The organism is Rummeliibacillus sp. JY-2-4R, assembly GCF_053847205.1.
The window spans coordinates 1,653,725-1,675,932 of record NZ_CM132623.1; the positions used below are offsets into that span (position 1 = coordinate 1,653,725).

Annotated in this window: 20 protein-coding genes; 13 read left to right on the forward strand and 7 right to left on the reverse strand. The window is 37.0% G+C overall.

Features of this window, described 5'->3' with window-relative positions:
* Nucleotides 1-12: 12 nt before the first annotated feature.
* Together ACWV26_RS08040 and ACWV26_RS08045 are read left to right on the forward strand one after the other, a co-directional pair.
* Nucleotides 13-222 carry a heavy-metal-associated domain-containing protein gene (locus ACWV26_RS08040; protein WP_455897826.1) on the forward strand — a complete coding sequence of 70 codons (210 nt, stop codon included), beginning with the start codon at nt 13-15 and terminating at the stop codon, nt 220-222.
* A 39-nt stretch (nt 223-261) separates the two neighbouring features.
* A complete protein-coding gene (locus tag ACWV26_RS08045) occupies nt 262-408 on the forward strand; it encodes a hypothetical protein (RefSeq protein WP_455897827.1) in 147 nt (48 codons plus the stop codon).
* A gap of 201 nt (nt 409-609) precedes the next feature.
* On the opposite strand, the gene modB is transcribed toward ACWV26_RS08045, so the two are convergent.
* The 5 genes from modB to ACWV26_RS08070 form a co-directional block, all read right to left on the reverse strand.
* A complete protein-coding gene (modB, locus tag ACWV26_RS08050) occupies nt 610-1,290 on the reverse strand; it encodes a molybdate ABC transporter permease subunit (RefSeq protein WP_455897828.1) in 681 nt (226 codons plus the stop codon).
* Nucleotides 1,271-2,077: a molybdate ABC transporter substrate-binding protein gene (gene modA, locus ACWV26_RS08055; RefSeq protein WP_455897829.1), complete on the reverse strand. Its 807-nt coding sequence runs from the start codon at nt 2,075-2,077 to the stop codon at nt 1,271-1,273. The genes modB and modA overlap by 20 nt, the downstream gene beginning before the upstream one ends.
* Before the next feature lie 139 nt (nt 2,078-2,216).
* A complete protein-coding gene (locus tag ACWV26_RS08060; RefSeq protein ID WP_455897830.1) occupies nt 2,217-3,320 on the reverse strand; it encodes an ABC transporter ATP-binding protein in 1,104 nt (367 codons plus the stop codon).
* Nucleotides 3,321-3,602: 282 nt separating this feature from the next.
* Entirely contained in the window at nt 3,603-4,409 is an 807-nt protein-coding gene (locus tag ACWV26_RS08065) for a formate/nitrite transporter family protein (protein WP_455897831.1), read from the reverse strand.
* Nucleotides 4,410-4,874: 465 nt separating this feature from the next.
* Complete coding sequence (locus ACWV26_RS08070; protein WP_455897832.1) at nt 4,875-6,284, reverse strand: C69 family dipeptidase; 1,410 nt, start codon at nt 6,282-6,284, stop codon at nt 4,875-4,877.
* 347 nt (nt 6,285-6,631) lie between these two features.
* Between ACWV26_RS08070 and ACWV26_RS08075 the strand changes: the two genes are divergently transcribed.
* Entirely contained in the window at nt 6,632-7,432 is an 801-nt protein-coding gene (locus ACWV26_RS08075) for an SDR family oxidoreductase (RefSeq protein ID WP_455897833.1), read from the forward strand.
* Between the two features lie 54 nt (nt 7,433-7,486).
* Here the strand turns inward: ACWV26_RS08075 and ACWV26_RS08080 are convergent, their stop codons facing one another.
* Both ACWV26_RS08080 and ACWV26_RS08085 read right to left on the reverse strand, forming a co-directional pair.
* On the reverse strand, nt 7,487-8,260 hold the full coding sequence (locus tag ACWV26_RS08080) for an IclR family transcriptional regulator (protein ID WP_455897834.1): 774 nt from the start codon (nt 8,258-8,260) through the stop codon (nt 7,487-7,489).
* 170 nt (nt 8,261-8,430) lie between these two features.
* A complete protein-coding gene (locus ACWV26_RS08085) occupies nt 8,431-9,498 on the reverse strand; it encodes an LLM class flavin-dependent oxidoreductase (RefSeq protein ID WP_455897835.1) in 1,068 nt (355 codons plus the stop codon).
* 403 nt (nt 9,499-9,901) lie between these two features.
* On the opposite strand from ACWV26_RS08085, the gene ACWV26_RS08090 reads away from it, so the two are divergent.
* The 10 genes from ACWV26_RS08090 to ACWV26_RS08135 all read left to right on the forward strand — a co-directional run bounded on the left by ACWV26_RS08090 (nt 9,902) and on the right by ACWV26_RS08135 (nt 22,208).
* Entirely contained in the window at nt 9,902-11,254 is a 1,353-nt protein-coding gene (locus tag ACWV26_RS08090) for an MFS transporter (RefSeq protein ID WP_455897836.1), read from the forward strand.
* A 63-nt stretch (nt 11,255-11,317) separates the two neighbouring features.
* On the forward strand, nt 11,318-11,824 hold the full coding sequence (locus tag ACWV26_RS08095; protein WP_455897837.1) for a flavin reductase family protein: 507 nt from the start codon (nt 11,318-11,320) through the stop codon (nt 11,822-11,824).
* A 177-nt stretch (nt 11,825-12,001) separates the two neighbouring features.
* Nucleotides 12,002-13,663 (forward strand): MutS-related protein, encoded by a 1,662-nt coding sequence (locus ACWV26_RS08100; RefSeq protein ID WP_455897838.1) that lies wholly within the window; start codon nt 12,002-12,004, stop codon nt 13,661-13,663.
* A 258-nt stretch (nt 13,664-13,921) separates the two neighbouring features.
* Nucleotides 13,922-14,842 carry an HNH endonuclease gene (locus ACWV26_RS08105; protein WP_455897839.1) on the forward strand — a complete coding sequence of 307 codons (921 nt, stop codon included), beginning with the start codon at nt 13,922-13,924 and terminating at the stop codon, nt 14,840-14,842.
* 482 nt (nt 14,843-15,324) lie between these two features.
* Entirely contained in the window at nt 15,325-16,527 is a 1,203-nt protein-coding gene (locus ACWV26_RS08110) for a M20 metallopeptidase family protein (RefSeq protein ID WP_455897840.1), read from the forward strand.
* 15 nt (nt 16,528-16,542) lie between these two features.
* The gene (locus ACWV26_RS08115) at nt 16,543-16,671 is read left to right on the forward strand and encodes a hypothetical protein (protein WP_455897841.1); all 129 of its coding nucleotides are present in this window, start codon (nt 16,543-16,545) and stop codon (nt 16,669-16,671) included.
* A gap of 381 nt (nt 16,672-17,052) precedes the next feature.
* Entirely contained in the window at nt 17,053-17,187 is a 135-nt protein-coding gene (locus ACWV26_RS08120) for a hypothetical protein (RefSeq protein ID WP_455898309.1), read from the forward strand.
* A 694-nt stretch (nt 17,188-17,881) separates the two neighbouring features.
* A complete protein-coding gene (locus ACWV26_RS08125) occupies nt 17,882-18,115 on the forward strand; it encodes a hypothetical protein (RefSeq protein ID WP_455898205.1) in 234 nt (77 codons plus the stop codon).
* Between the two features lie 179 nt (nt 18,116-18,294).
* A complete protein-coding gene (locus ACWV26_RS08130; protein ID WP_455897842.1) occupies nt 18,295-20,262 on the forward strand; it encodes a putative thiazole-containing bacteriocin maturation protein in 1,968 nt (655 codons plus the stop codon).
* Nucleotides 20,263-20,273: 11 nt separating this feature from the next.
* Nucleotides 20,274-22,208, forward strand: coding sequence for a TOMM precursor leader peptide-binding protein (locus ACWV26_RS08135; RefSeq protein WP_455898206.1), 1,935 nt, complete (start codon nt 20,274-20,276; stop codon nt 22,206-22,208).

Here is a 22,208-nt window from a genome sequence, read left to right on the forward strand (position 1 = left end):
AGAATGTGTAAATTGGAAAAGGGAAGTATGAAGATAGAGGAAATTCAAAATGATGAAGATGTGAATAAAATTCTTCAGGCATTGCATTCAGTATGGGGAGTCCGTGAGGCAGAAGTAAGCCTAGAAAATAAAACTGCTACGTTCACTTTTGATGAGAAAGCCGCTTCACGTGTAGACTTTTTTCAAGCTGTTAAAGATACAGGCTATAACATTATTAATTAGTATTTTGTTTAAGGATGATGAGGAAAGGTGGGGGAGAACATGATAAAGGTTTGTGAAGTTTGTGGTTATGAAGAAAATATGGAAATTGGAGAGAATGAACAATCCGGAACAAGAATGCTTCACATATGTGAAAACTGTAGAACGGATCGTAATATTTCGTACTTTGATGATGAGGAATTCCAGTGACATAATCAAAAATGTAGCGAAACTTTTACCAAATAAAGTTTGATAAGAAGCTAATTTCAGGTTAGCACACCCTCTTCTTCAAAACAATAATAGGTAGTCAAGACTTTTAGAAATAAATGCTTGAAAATCTAAAAACAGGTGTAGAAACACGATTCGCGTTTCAATACACCTGTTTTATTTTTCTTCTGAAATCCCTTACCATTATTCATGCTTTACCCGTACAACTAGCAACATGAAAAAGGAAAGAATGACGATTGAAATCACCCACATCCATGCCATTTTCATATTACCAGAATCAATCGCTATATAAATGGCTGTCGGAATTGTTTGTGTTTTTCCAGGAATGTTACCAGCGAACATTAAGGTAGCACCAAATTCACCCAATGCCCTCGCAAAGCTCAATATACTTCCAGAAATAAGAGCTTTTGAAGCAAGAGGGATAGAAATGAATAACAAAATTCTCCATTCACTTGCTCCATCTACCCTAGCAGCTTCTTCAATGTCAGTGTTTATTGCTTGAAATCCTGATTTTGCAGACTGATACATAAGTGGAAATGCAACAACAATTGCTGCAATAACAGCAGCCCACCAAGTGAAAATAATAGGTTGCCTAAAAAGCCATTCAATAACTTGCCCAGCAATACTATTCTTTCCAAAGATCACAATAAGGAAAAAACCAACAACAGTCGGAGGGAGAACCATCGGGAGCAAGAGAACTGTTTCCAAAACAGCTTTCCCCTTAAAAGATTTTCTAGCAAACACGCGACCTATTAATGTTCCCAGCAAAATAACGATAACACCTGAAATAGTAGCTATTTTTATCGATAACCAAATCGGACTCAAAAATTCTTGCATAAATTCTTTATTTAGTAGAAAATCCATATTCCTCAAATACTTTTAAAGCATCGTCACTTTGTAAATACTCATAAAATTCTTTTGCTGCTTCGTAATGTTCAGAGTCCTTAATGATTCCAACAGGGTAAATAATAGGAGAGTGTGTGGCAGGATTGGCAGATGCAATAATTTTCACCTTTTTTGAAACCAATGCGTCTGTTTTGTACACAATTCCTGCATCAACATTGCCAGTTTCGACATAGGATAATACTTGACGGACATCCTTTGCATAAACTACTTTTGATTCAACATCTTTCCATAAATTCATCTTTTCAAGCGACTCTTTTGCGTATTTTCCCGCAGGCACTGTTTCAGGCGTTCCTAGTGAAATCTTACCTGTATTTTTTTTGACAAGATCTTCGAAAGCTTTAATAGATTGATTTTCTTTTGGGACAACTAATACGAGTTCATTTCCAAGAAGGTTCAATCCGTCTTCTTTTGCAATCGTTCCTTCCTTAACCAATAAATCAAACTTATCTTCTGCTGCTGAGAAAAATAAATCAACTGGCGCACCTTGAGAAATTTGTTGCTGTAAAGAACCAGAAGCCCCAAAGTTAAATTTCAACGTTGTTCCGGGATGTTCTTCTTGATATGCATGTTGAATAACATCCATTGTATCTTTTAAGCTAGCTGCTGCTGAAATGGTCAATTCAACATTTTCCTGACTTTTAGATTCCTGCTTGTCTGAAGATTGATCTGTACTCTCGTTATTCGAACACGCTACTACAAACAATAGCACAAATAGAAGAATACTAATGAAATTCCACCTTTTCATTTTTTCACCTCTACCTTATAACTAATTATAATTTAAAATTTGAGATAACTGGTAATTATAATAAATAACTTTCATCACACTTTTATAAACTATTCGACCATGATATAACATATCCGCGTGTTTTTCTTATTCTTCATTCTCAATCCAGAAGAATACGATTTTCTGTTTTATTATCAAAAAAATGCACTTTATTCATATTCACTACTAGCTTGAGGACTTGTCCTTGTTTAACATTAGATCGTGTATCGAGCCGGGCAGTAAATGGTTGACCCGAAATTTGTGAATGTAGAATATTTTCTGCACCCAGTAATTCAGTTACTTCAATTTTTGCATCGATGATAGAACCATTTGAAGTTTTATCGAAGAAAGATGCATCATGAAAATCCTCTGGGCGGATACCCATTATGATTTCTTTGTTCATATAACTTTGCTTACGTAAATACATCATTTTTCTTTCTGGGATGGCGAGAGAAACATGGCCAATACGGATTTTGCCGTCTAAAAGGCGACCTGTAAAAAAGTTCATAGCAGGTGAGCCAATAAAGCTCCCAACAAACACATTTGCAGGTCTTTCGTATACTTCTTTAGGAATACCGATTTGTTGAATCACTCCATTATTCATCACAACAAGGCGTGTTGCCATTGTCATTGCTTCAGTTTGGTCGTGGGTAACGTAAAGGGTTGTTGCTTGTAAACGCTGATGCAGTTTAATAATCTCAGTACGCATTTGCGCCCGAAGTTTTGCATCTAAGTTAGATAGTGGCTCGTCCATTAAGAATACTTTTGCATCTCGAACAATAGCACGCCCTAATGCTACACGTTGACGTTGCCCACCAGAAAGAGCCTTTGGTTTACGGTCTAAGTATTCTTCGAGATTTAGAATATGTGCAGTTTCTTTTACACGACGATCAATTTCATCCTTTGGAAACTTACGACTTCTCAATCCGAATGCCATATTATGATATACGTCCATATGTGGGTAAAGGGCGTAGTTTTGGAAAACAAAAGCAATATGACGATCTTTTGTAGAAACATCATTCATGCATTGACCATCCATTAGAATAAGACCTTGTGTTAGATCTTCTAAGCCCGCTATTATACGTAAAAGAGTAGATTTTCCGCAACCTGAAGGCCCAACCAAAACAATAAACTCTTTATCATTTATATCTAGGTTGAAATCGTTTACTGCTTGTATTTCTTTATTGTAGGTTTTATAAATATGTTGTAGTTTTAGTTCAACCATAGCGATCATCCTTTAAAAAAGTATTGTCTTGTTTGATGATATACAAAATAAATACGAAAAATTTAATTGTACATGTTGCGGGATACTACCATCCACATTGATTACTTCCTTATTATAATATAAATTCAATTGATAAATGATTCTTATTACAACTATAAATAGAGAGATAAAACAAAGGACTACTCCAACTTCAGTAAGCAGAAATTGAAGTAGCCCTAAGAAACCTCACTCTATTTTACATAGCATTTTTAAAGTGACAAGGTTTCCTTAAATGTCAGTTTCTTAATACTTCTTACGTGGTTTCTGAACTTGAACTTGATTTACTTGTTTATAATAAACATAAAAATAGAGCAATCCAACAAAACCAGCTCCACCAACAACATTGCCTAGAAAAGTCGGAATGATGTTTCCAATAAAGTCAATCCAAGTAATCTCTCCTGCAAAAATTGCTGCCGGTATGACAAACATATTCGCAACAACGTGTTGGAAGCCAATTGCAACAAACGCCATGATTGGGAACCATATGCCAGCAATTTTTCCACTAAAGTCATCTGCGCCATAAGCCAACCAAATTGCTAGACATACAAGCCAGTTACAACCAATTGCCGATATAAAGGTTTGTAAGAACGATGCATCTACTTTTGAAGTTGCCAACGCAACCGTTTTATCCAGATATGGCCCTGTTTCGGTTAAACCAACCACATGTCCAAAGAAATATGCTACAAAAAGAGACCCTAAAAGATTCGCTAACGTGATCCAAACCCAATTATGAACGAGATTCCCTAGAGAGACTTTCTTTGCATAAAACGCCATGGATACTGACATCATATTTCCTGTAATCAATTCTGCGCCAGCAAGGACAACTAAAATAAGGCCAACAGGGAATACAGCACCTCCGAGCAGATTAGCTAAGCTTCCCCATTCTTCAGGTAAATTTCCACTGACACGGATATCCAGTAAATAGCCCAATGCAATAAATGCTCCTCCTAAAAACCCAAGCAACAATAGATGTGAAAAAGGAAGTTTTGTTTTTGTCACCCCTGTTTCTATCGTTATCTCTGCAATTTTTTGTGGTTTATGAAAAGCCATAATAATTCCTCCTATTTCGAAATAAAAAAGGCAGCATCTTAAAAAACCTTTTTACCAAAAGGTTTTTGAGATGCTGCCTAATACCTTTGCACTCGATACAAAGAAATCAATCATCATAATTTATACTTAAATAAAAATCATATAAAAGCAAATAAGCAGGTCTTACCTAATCACCATTTTATGTTTTCATTATGATTTTATTTTAACGTATAACAGCACTAACTACAAGTTATCATTCTAGATATCTTTTCTTCGGTAGTTGTAGATCTCTTTGTTTCTTTAAATTGATTATTTGACCAAAATAGTATGCCCTGATACTAAGAGCTAATACACCTTGCATAAAAATTGAGAGTAGAACTGTACCAATCGAAGTAGTCAGATGAAAATCTATATGAAGAGTTTAAGAGTCAGGTGTTATTTATACAAAACAAAAAAGCTGCACAAATTTTGCAGCTTTTTCATCTGTTAATCATTTAATGAAAAGTTCAGTTTCATTTTCTTTGTACCAACTAAAACCATATCGCCTAATAGCTTATTCGTGTTTTTAAAACAGATATCCGCGAATTGTTCATTCACTTGTTTTAAATAACTTTGAATATCAGCTTGTTTCATCGCTTCTTGATCGGCGTTCATTTGAATGAAGCGGCAACTTGCAATGGTCTTTTGTTCAAATGCACGTTGTAAATCGCTATATAGATTGAAATTTGTATCGCCAAGTAATGCGATTGTGTGGCTCAACCAATGTATTTTGCTAATATCAAACGTTGTTGTCGTATCACGGTAACATGCAGGAGTATCCGTTACATTCGCATAAAATGGCACAACAGAATTGAATGTATTTGGTCCGAATGCTAACCAATGAACGCCTGCAATTTCAGCAGGTACGTCGTTACGAATTTGTAATATATGCGATTCTTGGTTGCGGTTAATCCCGATTGTACGATACATACTCTTCGAATTTTCATCACCTTCACCGTATGGATCAAATGGTGTGTTTTGGAAGTGAGAGCTTAACGCCCATTTCACATCTTCTACAGAGATTTTTCGATTTGCACGACAAATAAATGGCAAATCATGTTCCATCGGTTGCTGCTCAACTTCGGGATTGAAGAACTTTTGAACATACCATGCGCGTGGGTTGTTGTAGCGCGTATCTTTTATGGAAGCACTGCCGAATATGTGGCGTAAGTTCACTTGATCTGTATCGGGATTTAAGTGGTATTTTTTGATTAACTCTGGTAGGTCTTCTGAGTAAAGTGTATCAGCAGACTCAAAATCAAAATAATCAATGTTGAAGCGGTTCGGTGCAATGACATACGCTTCATCTGGAATACGAATAGCTGCCCAATGATGCCCACCGATTGTTTCGAAATACCAAATTTCATCTTTATCTGAGAACGCTACACCATTAGATTCGTATGTACCGTACTGTTCTAAAATTTTACCTAATCGAAGTACACCTTCTTTTGCAGAACGGATGTAAGGAAGAACGAGTGTTAGCATATCTTCTTCGCCAATCCCACTTAAAACATACGGGTCAACACCTAAAATTCGTGAATTGGTCGTAATCGTTTCCGTCGCTGTCATCGCTACATTTTCACTATTGATGCCTGATTCTCCCCAAATCCCAGATTCATCACTGGCATCTGGTGTAGACGTATAGCGCAAAGGATAATCAGGGAGTTCAATTTCAAACGTACTTTGTACAGATTTATAAATTTTCGGTTGATCTTCTGGATTTATAACCACAAATCGTTGTGGGTTAGAAGCAGCACTACCACTATCTTCGTTTCGAGCAATCATGGTCGATCCATCAATCGAAGCCTTTTTTCCGACCAATAGTGTTGTACAAGAACCTGTCTTTTGTTTCTTCATCTATTAATTCACTAATCCTTTACAATAAAATATAAATTTTAAATAATATTATATCATGAAGTGGCAGATATGACTTTTAATAGATAATCTTTGGCGCCAGTCACTCAATTACCAATAATAAACCAATGTAACAGATTAAGCTTAGCTTTTAAACTAAATTTACAAAAATAATTTAATTATCAGATAATTATTGAGTAGAAATTCATATTTTTGTATAATTGGATGTAACTTGAAAAAGCTTCTTTAAAGAATAAGCCGACAATGGAATACCTATCAGAATCTACAAGAACGAATTTTGTACCGGTAGGAAAGATTGCAATTGAGAAAAGAGAAAGGGGATTTCAATCTTGGATTTGCAACTTAAAGGGAAAAATGCAATTGTAACAGGGGGCAGTGCTGGTATTGGATTTGCATGTGCTAAAGCACTAGTTGAAGAAGGTGCTAATGTCATAGTTATAGGTAGAAACCAACAAAACTTGGAAGAGGCTATTGATCAATTACGAAGCATAAATAAATATCAAGATGAGCAAACCATTCTTTCGGTCCAAGGTGATTTATCTGAATCTGACACGGTAAAAAGAATAATTGATGAGGCAATAGGAAGCTTTGGAAGGATTGATATTCTTGTCAATAGTGCAGGATCTGCTCCGGCTGGTTCTTTTTTAGAATTAGAAGATGAAGATTTTATTAAAGCATGGAAATTAAAGCTATTAGGATATATTCGAATGGTGAAGGCTGTTGCACCTCATATGATGGAACAAAAAGATGGTCGCATCATTAATATTATTGGCGCTGCAGGCAGGACGCCAACACCAATGTTTCTGCCTGGAAGCACAACAAACGCTGCGCTTATAAACTTTACAAGAGGCATTTCAAAAGAATTAGCGCAGCATAATGTCCGGATTAATGCTATTTCTCCAGGCGTCACTGCAACGGAAAGAGCAAAAACACTGGCTAGCCAAAGAGCTGAGGCAAAAGGGGTATCCATCGAAGAAGAAAATAAAGAGACTTTATCCTCCATTCCACTTGGTCATATGGTTCACCCAGATGAGATTGCCGCTTTCGTTCTCTTGCTGGCTTCTAATTTAGTACCATCTATGACTGGATCAGAAATTGTCATAGATGGGGGAGCACAACCAGGTGTTTAGATATTAATAACTAAAATGCAAAAGGCCTAAACATATGTCGGAACTTTTGCATTTTTATTTGAAGAAAGAACCATTCCAACCTAAAAGCTTAGAAATCATGGCGGCTCTTTCTTTTAATAGAAGAACGGGTTCAGCATTTTCAGTTACATCTAATGACTGTTCAAGACCTACAACTGTTAGGGAAGCTACTAACTTCGAAGATTGATCGAAAATAGGTGCAGCAATTCCGCTAATTCCTGGAATTGTAGTACCTTTCACATAGGCATAGCCATTTGCTTTGCAAAAAGCAACTTTCTCTTCAAATTGATTAAAACTCAGGGAAGCCTGTAATAATTCTTGTTGAATTTTCTCATTCATTTTCTCATTGGATGAGAATGCAGCAAATACTAAGCCGGCTGAACTTTGTGTCACACTTACCTCTGAACCTACTTTAATTCCGATGTTCACGGGTCCATTGCTTTCTTCCCAGCTTATAAAAAACGGCCCATTTTGTCCTAATACTGCAAGTGCGATTGTCTCGTTGAGCGTTTCTTTTAAATACATCAAGTGGGGTGATGCTATTTCTGTAATCGATAGTTTTCTTTGAGCTATTAATCCTAATCTAAGTAATTCAGGTCCTAATATATACTTAGTATCTTGCGTTTTTTCTAATATGCCAGTTCGAACGAAGCTCGTTAAGTATCTGTGTAATTTACTTTTTGAGGTATCGCATAATATCGATATTTCGGTAATAGAAAGTGGCTTCCCAGCTTCTGAAATTTTCTTTAATATGTACATTCCTACTTCAATCGATTGTATTCCATTACTCTTCGATTCTTCCTCTAACACATAAACCCTCCTCTAACTTCTTTCAACCTCCAAATAGTTTATTTGTGGTTCAATGTCGCTTATGAAAACTAGTATATAATAAATTCTTTAATAGAGGGAGAACGGACCGATAATTATTTAAAAAGAAAAGAAAAACGTAGAATCTACGTTTTTCCATCTTAACTACTTTATTAAACTAACGTTTTTTCTTGTTCAAAGTGAGGCATTACATGTTTTGCAAAGCGTTCCATCGCTTCAATTGTTTCGATATGTGATAATCCACCGAAGTCAAAGTAAAGAATCACTTCATCTAATCCTGTTTTTTCAATTTCTTTTAATTTTTCTGTTACGTACTCTGCATCCCCAACGATAATGCTCTTATCGCTTAAACTTTCAGTCGTCATTGACTTCAGATTTTCAACGATTTCTGCAAAATAACGAATGTTTGGTGGAGCTTTTGATGGATCTTCAGGAAATGCTGGGACTAAACCAGTAAAGTATTTTAACATTCTTCGTTTTGTGCGTTCTGTTTCTTCTTTTGATTCGGTTACATTGATAAAGTAAGAACAGCTTGCTTTTTTATTCGCAAATCCATATTGGTTAGAAATACCATTGAATGTGTTAATCGCATTTTCCATTGTGCCAAAAACCATATTCGCAGCAAATGGCGCGAATATAACATTTTCACCCATTTCTGCTGCTTTTCGAATCGATGGCTCACTGAAAGCGGCTACATAAATAGGCAGATGTTCTTGAACTGGTTTTGGAGTCAATTCAATTTCAGGGAATGAGAAATACTTTCCTTCAAATGATAATTTTCCTTGTCTCCAAGCTTTTTGAATAATATCTAATTCTTCAAAGAAAATCTCCCTACTCTTCGTGAAATCTACCCCAAATACATCATATTCGCGTTTGTCATAACCGCGTCCAGCAGAAAAAATCGCACGCCCATTACTTAATAAATCTAGTAATGCATACTCTTCTGCCATACGAATTGGATGACTTGTTGGTAAAAGCACGGTTGCCGGTGCTAACTTAATTTTCTTTGTTTTTGAAGCAACACTTGCTAAAAACATTGAAGGTGATGGCAAAACACCTAATGCACTAAAGTGATGTTCTGGCACCCAAACAGAATTGAAACCTAAATCTTCCGCATATATACACTGCTCTTGTAAATCTAAAATCATTTGATTCGGATCTTTTCGCGTATCCCCATACTCAATTGGATTATCTGTTAATGTGAAATAACCTATTTTCATATCAAATGCACCCCTTTAGATTTGTTAACGACTGGTGAACGTTATTCACTAATCGTTTTCCTTGTTGTATAACATAACACACATGAAATAGATTAGTAAAGTGAATATTTAGAATATTTCAATAAAAATTTGTTTACAATTCTTTAGGAATCCATTACTATCTATTTATGTAAACGCAATCATTGAATTAAGTTCACTAATCGTGAACTTTTTTGGGGAATTAAGCTGTTTACAAAATAGCATCAAATTTTTCTAGTATCCTTGTTATATAATAACTATATTCTGAATTTTCTATATTCTTATATATTATGTTTATATGTATACTGTTTTCGATTTCATAAGGCACTACGAAATACATTGTATTTCTGCAATATAAAATAATTAGAAAAGAGGGATGAAAGGAATGCAAAAGATTTCGTTTAATGTAGCAGCAATGATTGATCAGTCTAAGTTTAAGGGGTTTCACGGATTAGTATTATTTTGGTGTGCATTTATCATTGTATTTGATGGGTATGATTTAGTAATTTATGGCTCTGCTATTTCGAACATTATGGAAGAATGGTCCTTAAACCCGAATCAGGCTGGTTCATTAGGGAGTGTTGCTTTAATCGGTATGATGCTTGGAGCCCTGATTTTTGGACCTTTAGCCGATAAAATAGGGAGAAAAAACGTCATTTTATTTTGTATTGCACTTTTTAGTCTTTTCACCGGTCTAATTGTTTTTACACATAGTCCATTTCAGTTTGGGATTTGCCGTTTTATCGCAGGTCTTGGCTTAGGTGGTGTCATGCCCAATGCGATTGCATTAATGACGGAGTATTCACCAAAATCACTGAAAAATACATTAGTATCCATTATGTTCAGCGGATACTCTGTTGGGGGCATATTAGCTGCTGGACTTGCTATCGCTATGTTAGGTCAATTTGGGTGGAAATCTTTATTCTTGGTAGGGGCTTTTCCGTTACTTGCACTTCCTTTCATCTATAAAACACTTCCAGAGTCACCTAGATTTTTGTTGAAGAAAAATGAATTAGAGAAAATGGGGAAAATCCTTACAAAGATTGACCCTACCTTTACTTATCATGAAAACATAAATTTTGAACAGATGAAAACGAAAGAAATCGGTATGCCAGTTGTAAAATTATTTAAAAATGGACGAGCTTTAAGTACGATTATGTTTTGGATTGCATTCTTTATGTGCCTATTAATGATTTATGGATTAAATACTTGGCTGCCAAAATTAATGGATGGTGCGGGGTTATCCGTATCAAGCTTAATGTTCTTATTAGTATTAAATGTAGGTGCGATTTTCGGCGCAATTTTCGGAGGACAACTTGCCGATCGGTGGAATCCTAAATCCGTTTTACTACTATTCTTTTTATTAGCTGCTATTTCTTTAACGTTACTAGGATGGGTTCATAATATTTTCTTATTATATGTTCTAGTAGCCATCGCGGGAGCTACAACTATTGGAACGCAAATTATATGTAATGCCTATATTTCTCAATTTTATCCTACTGAAATGCGTTCAAGTGGGCTTGGCTGGGCATTAGGAATTGGCAGATTGGGCGCTATTGCAGGACCTTTAATTGGCGGGGTACTTCTCACCATGAAGCTGCCATTTTATCAAAACTTCCTCATATTTGCTTTACCAGGAATCATCGGTGCATTAGCCTTGTGTCTAGTTCAAGAAAAATACTCGGGGCAAAAAGTAAAAGAATGGTATTCCGAAAAAGAAATGACGACTGAAATATAATCAGCAACATTTCTTATTTATAAAAATAAATTGTTGAAAATTCAAATCAAGGGGGATTTTAATATGACGAATAATGATAAACAACAAGTATTTAGAGAAGTGATGGGGAATTATCCAACAGGTGTTACGGTAATAACGGCAACAGATAGTGAAGGTAAACCAGTAGGGTTAACAGTCAATTCATTTGCCTCCGTATCCATGAATCCACTAATGGTACTTTGGTGCATAGATCATAAAGTTTCAACTTTACAAACATTTGTAGAAGGTGGCAAATTTGCTGTTCATATTTTAGCCGGAGATCAACAAGAATTGTGCAAGACATTTTCAAGTAAGGGTGTGGATCGTTTCAGCGCATGCAGCTGGAATTTCTCAGAAAACCAACTGCCAATTATTGATGATACATTTGCTGTATTGGAATGCAAAACGACTCAAACTGTAGAAGCAGGGGACCATACGATTCTAATAGGGGAAGTTATTCATATCCAAAAAGATGAAAAGGATCCAATGTTATATCATCGTCGCCATTTTGCATCCATTCCAGAATCATTTTATACATTAACCCATAGTTAAAAAACAGAATAGATTGATCTCAAGTGCCTATCACCTCCAATTTGTAGGATTCAACTACTTTATATGGGGCGAGATAGGCACTGTTCTTATATTAGTAAACTATAACCTTCAATAATTGCGGAAAATTCAAACTTCGATATAATCTAAATAGATGTTTGAATCGGAGGTAATAGAAAATTGGAAAATCCAATCCTATTTACAGCAATAATCATTATTCTATTTTTTACATACCATCTATTAACCACAAAAAAGAAAAAACTAAAAAAGCTTAGGCAAGAATGGGATACTGGAAGGTTTGTAGCTCGGCACGAAGAACCTCAATCAGTCTCCATGTATTGGGAGAATAAAAGAAATAGTGAAGAAGTATATGATGGTATTGATCAGATGACCTGGAATGATTTAAGTTTACAGGAAGTATACAACAAACTGAATTACACACAAACTTCAGTAGGGTCCGAATATTTGTATAATCAGCTTCGAGATATTAATCCTTTACAAAACAATTTTCAAGAAAATGAACAGCTATACGGACTTTTTGAGAGCAAACAAGGTCTAAGAGAAGAAATTCTCCTTATATTATCAGGACTTGGAAAACAAGATTATGCAAATTCCTCTTCTTTTTTCATTGAAGAGCAGAAGAATATTAAGAATGTTTTCATCTACATATTCCTATCTTTATTGCCATTTTTAGCTGTCACCATAATGTTCTTTAACATCTATTATGGGGTTATGAGTTTAATAGGTGCGTTTTTTCTTAATGCGATTACTTATTATAAAAATAAACCGCAATTAGAAAGTCATATTTATTCTCCATCTTACTTAGCAGCCATCATTAGTACGGGAAAGCGTCTATCTGCTGTTGATCATCCGGACTTTCAACCGATTGCGGATGAGTTAAAAGATCATGTGAAACCAATTAAAAAAGTATTATTTTTAAGTAATATAGCTTCAATCGGAAAAGGAAATGGAGAATTCGATGTACTATTTGAATATGTACGAATCATCTTTTTACTAGATTTCATTTCTTACAATAAAATAGTTAAAACCATTTCAAAAAACAAAGCAGAATATCGTAGATTATGGGAAACGATTGGACAACTTGATGCTGGGATTGCCGTTGCATTTTATCGCAAAACTCTTGGGAATTATTGCAATCCTAAGTTTTGCGAAGAGGAAGAGCTATCATTTGAAAATATGATCCATCCACTAATAGTAAATCCTATTGCCAATACATCAACTCTTGGTAAAAGTACGCTCATCACAGGTTCAAACGCATCAGGAAAATCTACTTATATCAAGGCAGTAGCGATCAATGCTATCTTGGCGCAAACGATTAATACAGTACTAGCTGAAAGTTGGACGATGAAACCAAGTTATATCGTCACATCCATGGCCATTTCAGATAATGTCTTTGATGGCGATAGTTATTTTATAGCTGAGATCAAATCGTTAAAACGGATTACAGAACTTTGTGCACAAGAAAAACCATTCATCTCTTTTATCGATGAAATCTTAAAAGGCACAAACACAATTGAACGCATTGCAGCATCCGCATCGATTATGCAATGGCTTTCATCAAATAAAGGAATGACAATCATCGCATCCCATGACATGGAACTAACCAAAATCTCAAGAAAAACCTATACAAACTATCATTTCAAAGAAACGATTGAAAATAATAAAGTACACTTTGATTATAAAATTCACTCAGGTCCATCAAAAACAAGAAATGCGATTAAGCTTCTTGATGTCTTAAATTACCCGGAAACCATCGTAAAGAATGCTAACGGGATTGCAGAACATTTTGCGGAGCAGCATGAATGGGTGGAAATAAATTGAGTGTAAAATCGTTATTCCATTTCCTAATGAAGTAATGCTTTTAAATGTCTGTTAAGTTTAGATGAAAAGCAGTTTGCTTAAACATCTGATATCATAGAAGAAGGTAAAAGTATTTGGATATGAAGGTACTTTTGAAATGTATACTTTATAGATTTTCATAGAGATTTTACAAAAAGACGAAAATCTTCTTTGATAAATAGAAATGAAATAAATTTCGTATATATTTAAATCAATTTATTAACAAATAGGTGATCAGCTATGAATACGTTTATTGTAATGCAAGGTCGAACATATTTTGAGGAAAAGGAAGCTGGCGTAATATGGGTACCGCAATTAGATATAAGCGGGCATCCACAGCATTCTTGGGAAAGAATGAGAACCGTGAAGCGAGGGGATGTGGTCTTTCATTATGTGAATGGCTATATCGTTGCAGTCAGCGTGGCAACGACAGACTGCATAATCAGCGAGAGACCAAAAGAATTACAAAACGATAGTGTAAATGACAAAGAGATGGGTTATTTAGTATCTCTTGAATACCATGAATTAGAGGCAACCATTAATGTTCAAGACCACTTCAGCGAAATCGAGCCGTTTTTGCCGATTAAATATTCTGCTTTTCAAGCGAATGGTACTGGAAATCAGGGTTATTTGTATCCAAGCAATGATGAATTAACAATTATATTGCTGGAGTTAATAGGAGAAGCCAATATTATAAAAGTGGAAAAGGAACAACTCCGATTTTCTTTAGATGCCATCGAACTGAATGAGCATCATCCGCTTGCACCACTGATTACAAATACAGAATCAAAAGTCAAAATGAAAATGCGCGTAAATGAGCATAAGTTAAGAGAAAAGTTAGAAATTATTTGGCAAACCAGCTGCCCTGTATGTGGTATCCACTTAAACGATGTGCTTCGTGTAAGTCGCCCAAAACCTTGGAAAGACAGTACAAATGATGAAAAGCTGGATCCTTATAATGGACTATTGCTTTGCGCAAATCACGACGCTTTATATACAAAAGGCTACATATCTTTTGACGCAAAAGGAAAAATACGTATTTCACCGGCAATCGCAGCAGAGGATTATGCTCGATATCTAATAAATCCGGATATTGTCATAAAGGTAGAACCTGAACATAAGAAATATTTGAAATGGCATTTGAAGAATGTGTTAGTTTAGTGTAGAAAATTCAACTGTTATTTAAGGTCTAGCTATCCATTTTAAGGTGCTGTTCATGGTGGAAAGCACTAAAATTCTAAAGAGAATCTTGATGATGTGTTTAAATTGTTAAACAGTGTTTTAAAATAAACATGCTTTAATTATAAAATATGCTTTTCACTTTACAGGATAGATTTTACTATCCTGTTTTTGTTTTCATCTTACGTGAAAATTGGAAATGTAGACGATAGCATATTAAGATTTAAAGTTATATAAAATTATTATATTCTATATATTAATAGTGTGAGGATAACAAAGGTGATTTTTATAATAAATCACCAGGTTTTTATGTGAAGGGAAATTGCATTCATAAATATTCTGAATTCTCTATATAAGAAATAAATAGAATTTTCAAAAAGCATTGATTTGTAATTAGGGATATATTAATTTTATATTATATATCAGCGGATTTATAAGAATAATATAATAAATGGAGGGTCTGCATGACAATTTCAATAAATGATGATGTAATACAAAATATATTCAATGATATTGATCAACATTTCGATGAGGCTGTTTCTTGGCGAAGACATTTACACCAACATCCAGAACTGTCATTCCAAGAACAAGAAACTGCAAAATTTATTGCCAATAAGTTAGAGAGTTTTGGTATAGAAGTGAAACAACAAATAGGGGGTAATGGTTTAATCGGCATTTTAAAAGGTGCTCATGAAGGTCAAACAATCGCACTCAGAGCAGACTTTGATGCTTTACCTATCACAGATTTAAAAGATGTACCATATAAATCTCAAAACCCAGGGGCCATGCATGCTTGCGGGCATGATGGTCATACAGCTGCATTACTTTCAACTGCAAGAGTATTAGTGCAACACAAAGATAAAATCCATGGGACAGTAGTTTTTATCTTCCAACCAGCGGAGGAAACACCCCCTGGTGGAGCTAAATTTATGATAGAAGCTGGTGTTTTAAAGAATGTTGATGCAATTTTTGGTGTACATCTCGATTCAGGAAATCTTGTAGGGAAAATCTCCGTTGGTGAAGGCTACCGAATGGCTGCGGTAGATAAATTTAAAATTACGCTACAAGGCCTAGGTGGTCACGGAGCTCGACCTCAAGAAGCAATCGATTCAATCGTTTTAGGTGGTAAAATCGTCAGCGACTTGCAACAAGTAGTTAGCCGACGTTTAAATCCATTTGATCCAGCGGTTGTCACAGTTGGTATTTTCCACGCAGGGAGTGCTTTCAATATTATTGCAGACTCGGCAATCATCGAAGGTACTGTTCGAACGATGACTGAGGATGTCCGTCAAAAAGTAAAAAAGGAAATTTACGCAATTGTTGAAGGTGCTGCATCATCTGCGCATGCAACAGCTGAAATTGATTACTTGCATGGCTATCCGGCACTTTACAATCATCCGAAAGAAACGGCATTAGTTAAAAGTCTTTTCGAAAAGCAATTTGGTGAAGAACGAGTTCAAGATTTGGAGCCTACAATGGGCGCTGAAGACTTTGCTTATTACTTACTTGAAAAACCAGGTACGTATTTCAAAATTGGATCACATAACAACGATACTGCAACGCAATATCCTCATCACCATCCAAAATTTGATTTCGATGAACATGCATTGCTCGATATTCAAAAGTCTTTCGTCACAATCATTGCGCATTATTTATTTGAAAAGTAAAAGGGGGATGGACAAATGGTACAGCTACAATTTGATCATTTAGTACACTTTTTAGATAAACCAGAAGATTTTATTACTGAATTGAAAGAACAATCGATTCATGCAGTAGATGGTGGTGTAAATGAAGGTCGTGTTACTTTATAAAAGCAGTCATATCAATGTCTAACCGCAGTTTGTTAAGAACTAAATCAATGATTAATGTACAACTATTTATATTTCAAAAATCAAACTCTCTTCCAGTTATTTATAACAAATAACTGGAAGAGGTTTTTTGTTTTAGTTAAAATTAGCGACTTGATTGATGACTTTAAAATGAATCAGCAAATTTAAGGTCGTTAAGTTAAGTATAATGAATACCATTTGGCTATGAATTATTTTAATAAGTTTTTACTGATATATGCAAGGTTAGGTAGTACACTAATAAAGTAAAAAGGTTTACTTCAGTAAAATAAGGTATATTATATTTGTTGAATATATTCTCTTTAAAGATAAGAAAAGTAGGTGAACAAAGTGGGGAAATATCAATTGGATACCAAAGGTCAGGTAGCTGTGACAAAGTATCATGAAAAACACAAGCCTGCCAAAGTTGATAAAAAGCAGCAACTTGAAAAAATACGTGCGGAGTATTTGAAAAAAAAGCAAAAACAATCAGATAAATAATATGAATGAAAACAAACATAGGAAGGCTAAAATCTCCCTATGTTTTTTTTATTCGAAGTTCTTTATTTCAATTGTTGACAGAGTTTATTATTCTCCTAAATTTCAGATTCAGTGACAAAAAACTCGTCATCAGATATCCATTCCTCACTAATTGGTTTTGACATTGAAACGACATAGCCATTATTCAAAATAATAACGTTGTAAACAGGGGGGGCACCTCTTTTGTTGTTAGGTAGTACTTTCAACTATAGAGAATACAGGTGTTTTTTGTATTATTTTTCATGTCAAGAACACACTTTGGCGTTGAGTCACAGTTTTATTAGAGTGAATTTTTCATATTGCGTTCTTTTACATAATTTGCTTAAGAGTAGTCGAATTTCGCTGTTTTCATATAAATTGGTATGAGCTCTCCGTTATCTGAATAACCCATTGTGGCAATTATTTTGAAATGTTCTATGCCTGGTCGAAATAAATAGGCATTGATATCAGTAGCATCATCCACCCATTGTTCATAAATTGTTTAGGAGATGTATTAGAACTAGCGAATTCACCGATTACCCAGTTGTTTTAGTTCATTTTTATTTTGTTTCCACTTTTGTGATCATAGCACATCTTATTAATTTAATTTCAGGAGGTGGCAAGAATGAATGATTTCTATAACGAACTCCAGATGTTGAATATTGGAGATTTCAATATGAGTGATACCGTTGCTTTGGACCCAAATGGCCCTACAGCTCCAGTTGCGCAGCTCGGTATTAGCGGTGTCGGTGGCCGATGCTCTAGTTGCTTTAGATGCTCTAGTTGCTTTAGTTGCTTTAGATGCTTTAGTTGCTTTAGCTGCTTTAATTGTTTTAATTGTTTCCGTTGCTCTAATTGTTTTAGTTGCTCTAATTGTTTCCGTTGCGGTGGTCGCGAAGGTGGCCGCTAAGGTGGCGTGGTCACGCTTAATATTTCTAGATTTCAAACAAAAACCATGTTTGCCAAGGTCCCTGCAGTTGTTGCAGGGACTTTTCTCTTTAAAGTTAAACATATGAAACAAGTTACGGTGCATAAGATGTAAGGTTAGTCATATACACTTAGGAATAACTATGGTTAAGGAGGAACGGAATGCCAAATTTGACCCCTACGATGCGTCTGAAAGTGAAAAGGGACACATTTTTTCTCCCCGAGTCAAATAGTGGTGTGTATTTTCGAAATAATAAAAGTTCTTTTCGTGTGGAAGGTCAGGAGATCGTTCAGTGGATTGAAAAACTGATACCGATGTTCAACGGGAAGTACACGTTAGGTGATTTGACAGATGGATTGCCTGGTCCATATCGAGATCGTGTCTATGAGATTGCTGAAGCGCTATACCGAAATGAATATGTTCGGGATGTGAGCCAAGATCTTCCTCATCAATTGTCGGATCAGGTTCTTAATAGGTATGCCTCTCAAATTGAGTTTTTGGACAGTTTCGGTGATTCGAGTGCATACCGATTTCAAACCTATCGTCAGGCAAAAGTGTTGGCAGTTGGCGCGGGTCCTTTTTTGGTTTCATTGGTTTCTTCATTACTTGAATCCGGATTGCCCAAGTTCCATATTCTAATCACGGACTCGGTGTCGACCAATAGACGGCGGTTGATGGAACTCGTGGCACATGCCCGTAAAACAGACACCGAGGTAGAGGTGGAAGAGGTTAGCCTGCAGAAGGAGGGGAAACGTTTTTGGCGGGATATTGTTCAACCGTTTGATTTGATATTATATGTGTCTCAGGAGGACGATATTGAGGAACTCCAAGTTCTTCATAAGGTTTGTAGGGAAGAAAAGAAGGTGTTTCTCCCTGCTATATGCCAATCTCGGGTAGGCCTTGCGGGGCCGCTAGTGCATCCAGACTCTAAAGGGTGTTGGGAGTCTGCGTGGAGGCGTATACACCGAGCTGTACTTTCCAAAGAGCAACAGTTCACCGCTTTCTCTGCAACAGCAGGGGCAATGTTAGCCAATGTAATCACATTTGAATTGTTTAAAGAGATTACAGGAGTGACCGAATCTGAACAGAGTAACCAATTCTATCTGCTTGATTTAGAAACATTGGAAGGAAACTGGCATCCGTTTTTGCCTCATCCGTTGGTGGATGAACACATTACTTGCGAATGGGTAACAGATTTGGATGTGCGTCTTGAACTAGATTTAAGCAAAGAAGAAACGAATGGATTATTACTTTACTTCAACCAGTTGACATCGGAAGTATCAGGGATTTTTCATATTTGGGAGGAAGGAGATCTTAAGCAGCTACCTTTAGCCCAGTGCCGCGTTCAAGCGGTTGATATGTTGCATAAGGGACCCGCTGAGCTTTTACCAGACATTGTTTGTACAGGTCTGACGCATGAGGAAGCACGAAGGGAAGCGGGACTGGCTGGGATAGAATCGTATGTGTCACGAGCGGTTGAACTACTCGTTGAAACCCTACCTTCATATCAGGAAAATGGGGAGAATGTGGTAGAAATAAAGGAATTCATCGGAGTTGGAGCGGGGGAAACGGTTGCGGAAGGTATTTGTCGAGGATTGCAAAGGTGTTTGGACAAAGAGCTAAGCCTGCATTTGATAAATAAAAACATTCAGGTTGCTAAGGTGCATTTGGATACAGTAGAAGATGAACGCTGTCGGTTTTATTTGGAATCACTGGCCACAATGCATGGCTCACCGACGATTGGTTTAGGAGAGGAAGTGAACGGTTTCCCTGTCATTTGGGTCGGAACGAATGACGGCTGGTATGGTGGCGTAGATTTGAATATTACATTGGCGTTGCGAAAAGCATTACAACAGGCGCTTATGAAGGAACAATGCTCTACGGCGTCCCATCCGGTGCAAGCGCAGGAAGTTTCATCCGTTATACTGGAAGAAAAGGTACCCCAAAGCCTTGTTATCTCCGCTTGTGATGAGAAGAAAAGGCCTGAGATTTTGCAGTCTGCTTTACAAATCCTAGAACGGGATCACAAACGGCTTTTAGTGTTTGATCTAGCATTTGAGCCATTTTTGAAAGAGGGACTCGCTGGGGTGTTTGGCGTGTTATTACGAGATGAGGGAGGATTACGGTGAGTGCCGTCGTGATGGTTGTTGGAGAAGGATTATTAGCTGACCGTGTGTGTGAGGATCTATCCACTCAATACGAAGTAATACGCCGCTACGATTTCGAGGCGGGAGTACCAGAAACGACTACTCTGGTTCTGGTATTGCACGATACCTTGAATCCTTCCATTCATAAAAAATCGGAAGAGGTATTGCGGCCAACAGGCATACCTTGGCTTCGAGCATTTGTTTCATATGGGGAAGGAGTGATTGGGCCACTAGTACGCCCAGAAATACCAGGCTGCTCCCAGTGTGCAGATAAGCGACGTATCATGGCCGGAAGAGACCGTAAAGAGATGTGGGAGATGGAACAGAGACTTAAGGCTAAAGCTCACGGCGGAATTTCGTGTGATGCTTGGGCATCGCGTTCGGGACTATTGCAAATGGCGCACCTTCTCGAGGCAGAAATACAGAGCATATTAGATGGGGAACAGGCTTATTCGGAAGGTCGTTTATGTTTAATCAATCTAAAATCGCTAAAGAGTTCATGGCATCGGTTTCTTCCTGACCCGTTATGTCCGGTCTGTAGTCGATTACCCAATGATTCACCAGCCGCAGCCCGAATTACATTACAATCTAGTCTGAAGATCAGTACTGACAGCTACCGCTGTCGTTCCATGGATGACCTGAATAATATTCTAAGTAAAGATTATCTAAATGAGCGGACTGGTTTATTAAATGGTAAAATGGATGACCTCAGGCTGCCATTTGCCGATGTAAGTGTTAATCTGCCGTTGCTTACGGGAGACGAGGGTGTGGCAGGCCGAACTCATTCATACAAGGTTAGTGAGTCCACGGCTATTTTGGAGGGATTGGAGCGTTACTGTGGCCTGTCTCCAAGTGGAAAACGAACAGTGGTCCATGACAGCTTCCGTAATCTGGAAGACCGAGCGCTTAATCCTCTCAAAGTAGGTGTGCATTCAAAGGAACAGTATGCACTGCCTAATTTTCCGTTCAAACCGTTCAATCCTGACCGCTCCATCGATTGGGTTTGGGGTTATTCGTTTTTGCAAGAGCGTCCTATTCTGATTCCAGAGTTGCTTGCTTATTACAGCTTGGGCTACGATGAGGGATTTGTCTATGAAACTTCCAATGGATGTGCGGTGGGCGGCAGTATAGAGGAGGCCATTTTCTACGGCATTATGGAAGTTGTAGAGCGTGATTCATTCCTGATGACTTGGTACGCAGAGCTGGCACTCCCACGTCTTGATCCTTATTCTACTAACGATCAAGAATTAAAGTTGATGATTGACCGTGTGCGGGAGGTTGGTGGATATGATCTCTATTTTTATAACTCGACGATGGAGAACGGAATTCCAAGCGTTTTGGTGTTGGCAAAAAACAGGGAAAAAGTGGGTTTGAATATCATCTGTGCGGCGGGCGCTCATCTGGATCCATTACGAGCGGCAAAAAGTGCGATTCATGAGTTGGCTGGCATGATGCAAATACTTGATGAGAAGTTAGAAGTAAATCGGGAGGAGTATGTGCGAATGTTGAAAGACTCTTCCTTGGTACGGAAGATGGATGATCATGGGATGTTGTATGGGTTGGTGGAAGCGCAAGAACGCCTACAGTTTTTGTTGGATGATAGTCGGCCATTGCGAACGTTTGACGAGGAATTTAAATGGGAGGCAGTGCATGCAGACCTTACGGATGATTTGCGGGATATTCTCCAGGTATTTAGTGGATTGAACCTCGATGTAATCGTGGTGGACCAAACGACACCGGAAATCAAACAAAACGGACTGTTTTGTGTTAAAGTACTTATTCCGGGGATGCTGCCAATGACATTTGGTCAACATCTTACCCGAATAACAGGGCTTGAAAGGGTGCTCCGGGTGCCAATGGAACTCGGGTTTAAGGAACAACCGCTAACACTTGGACAGCTAAATCCATATCCGCATCCGTTCCCATAA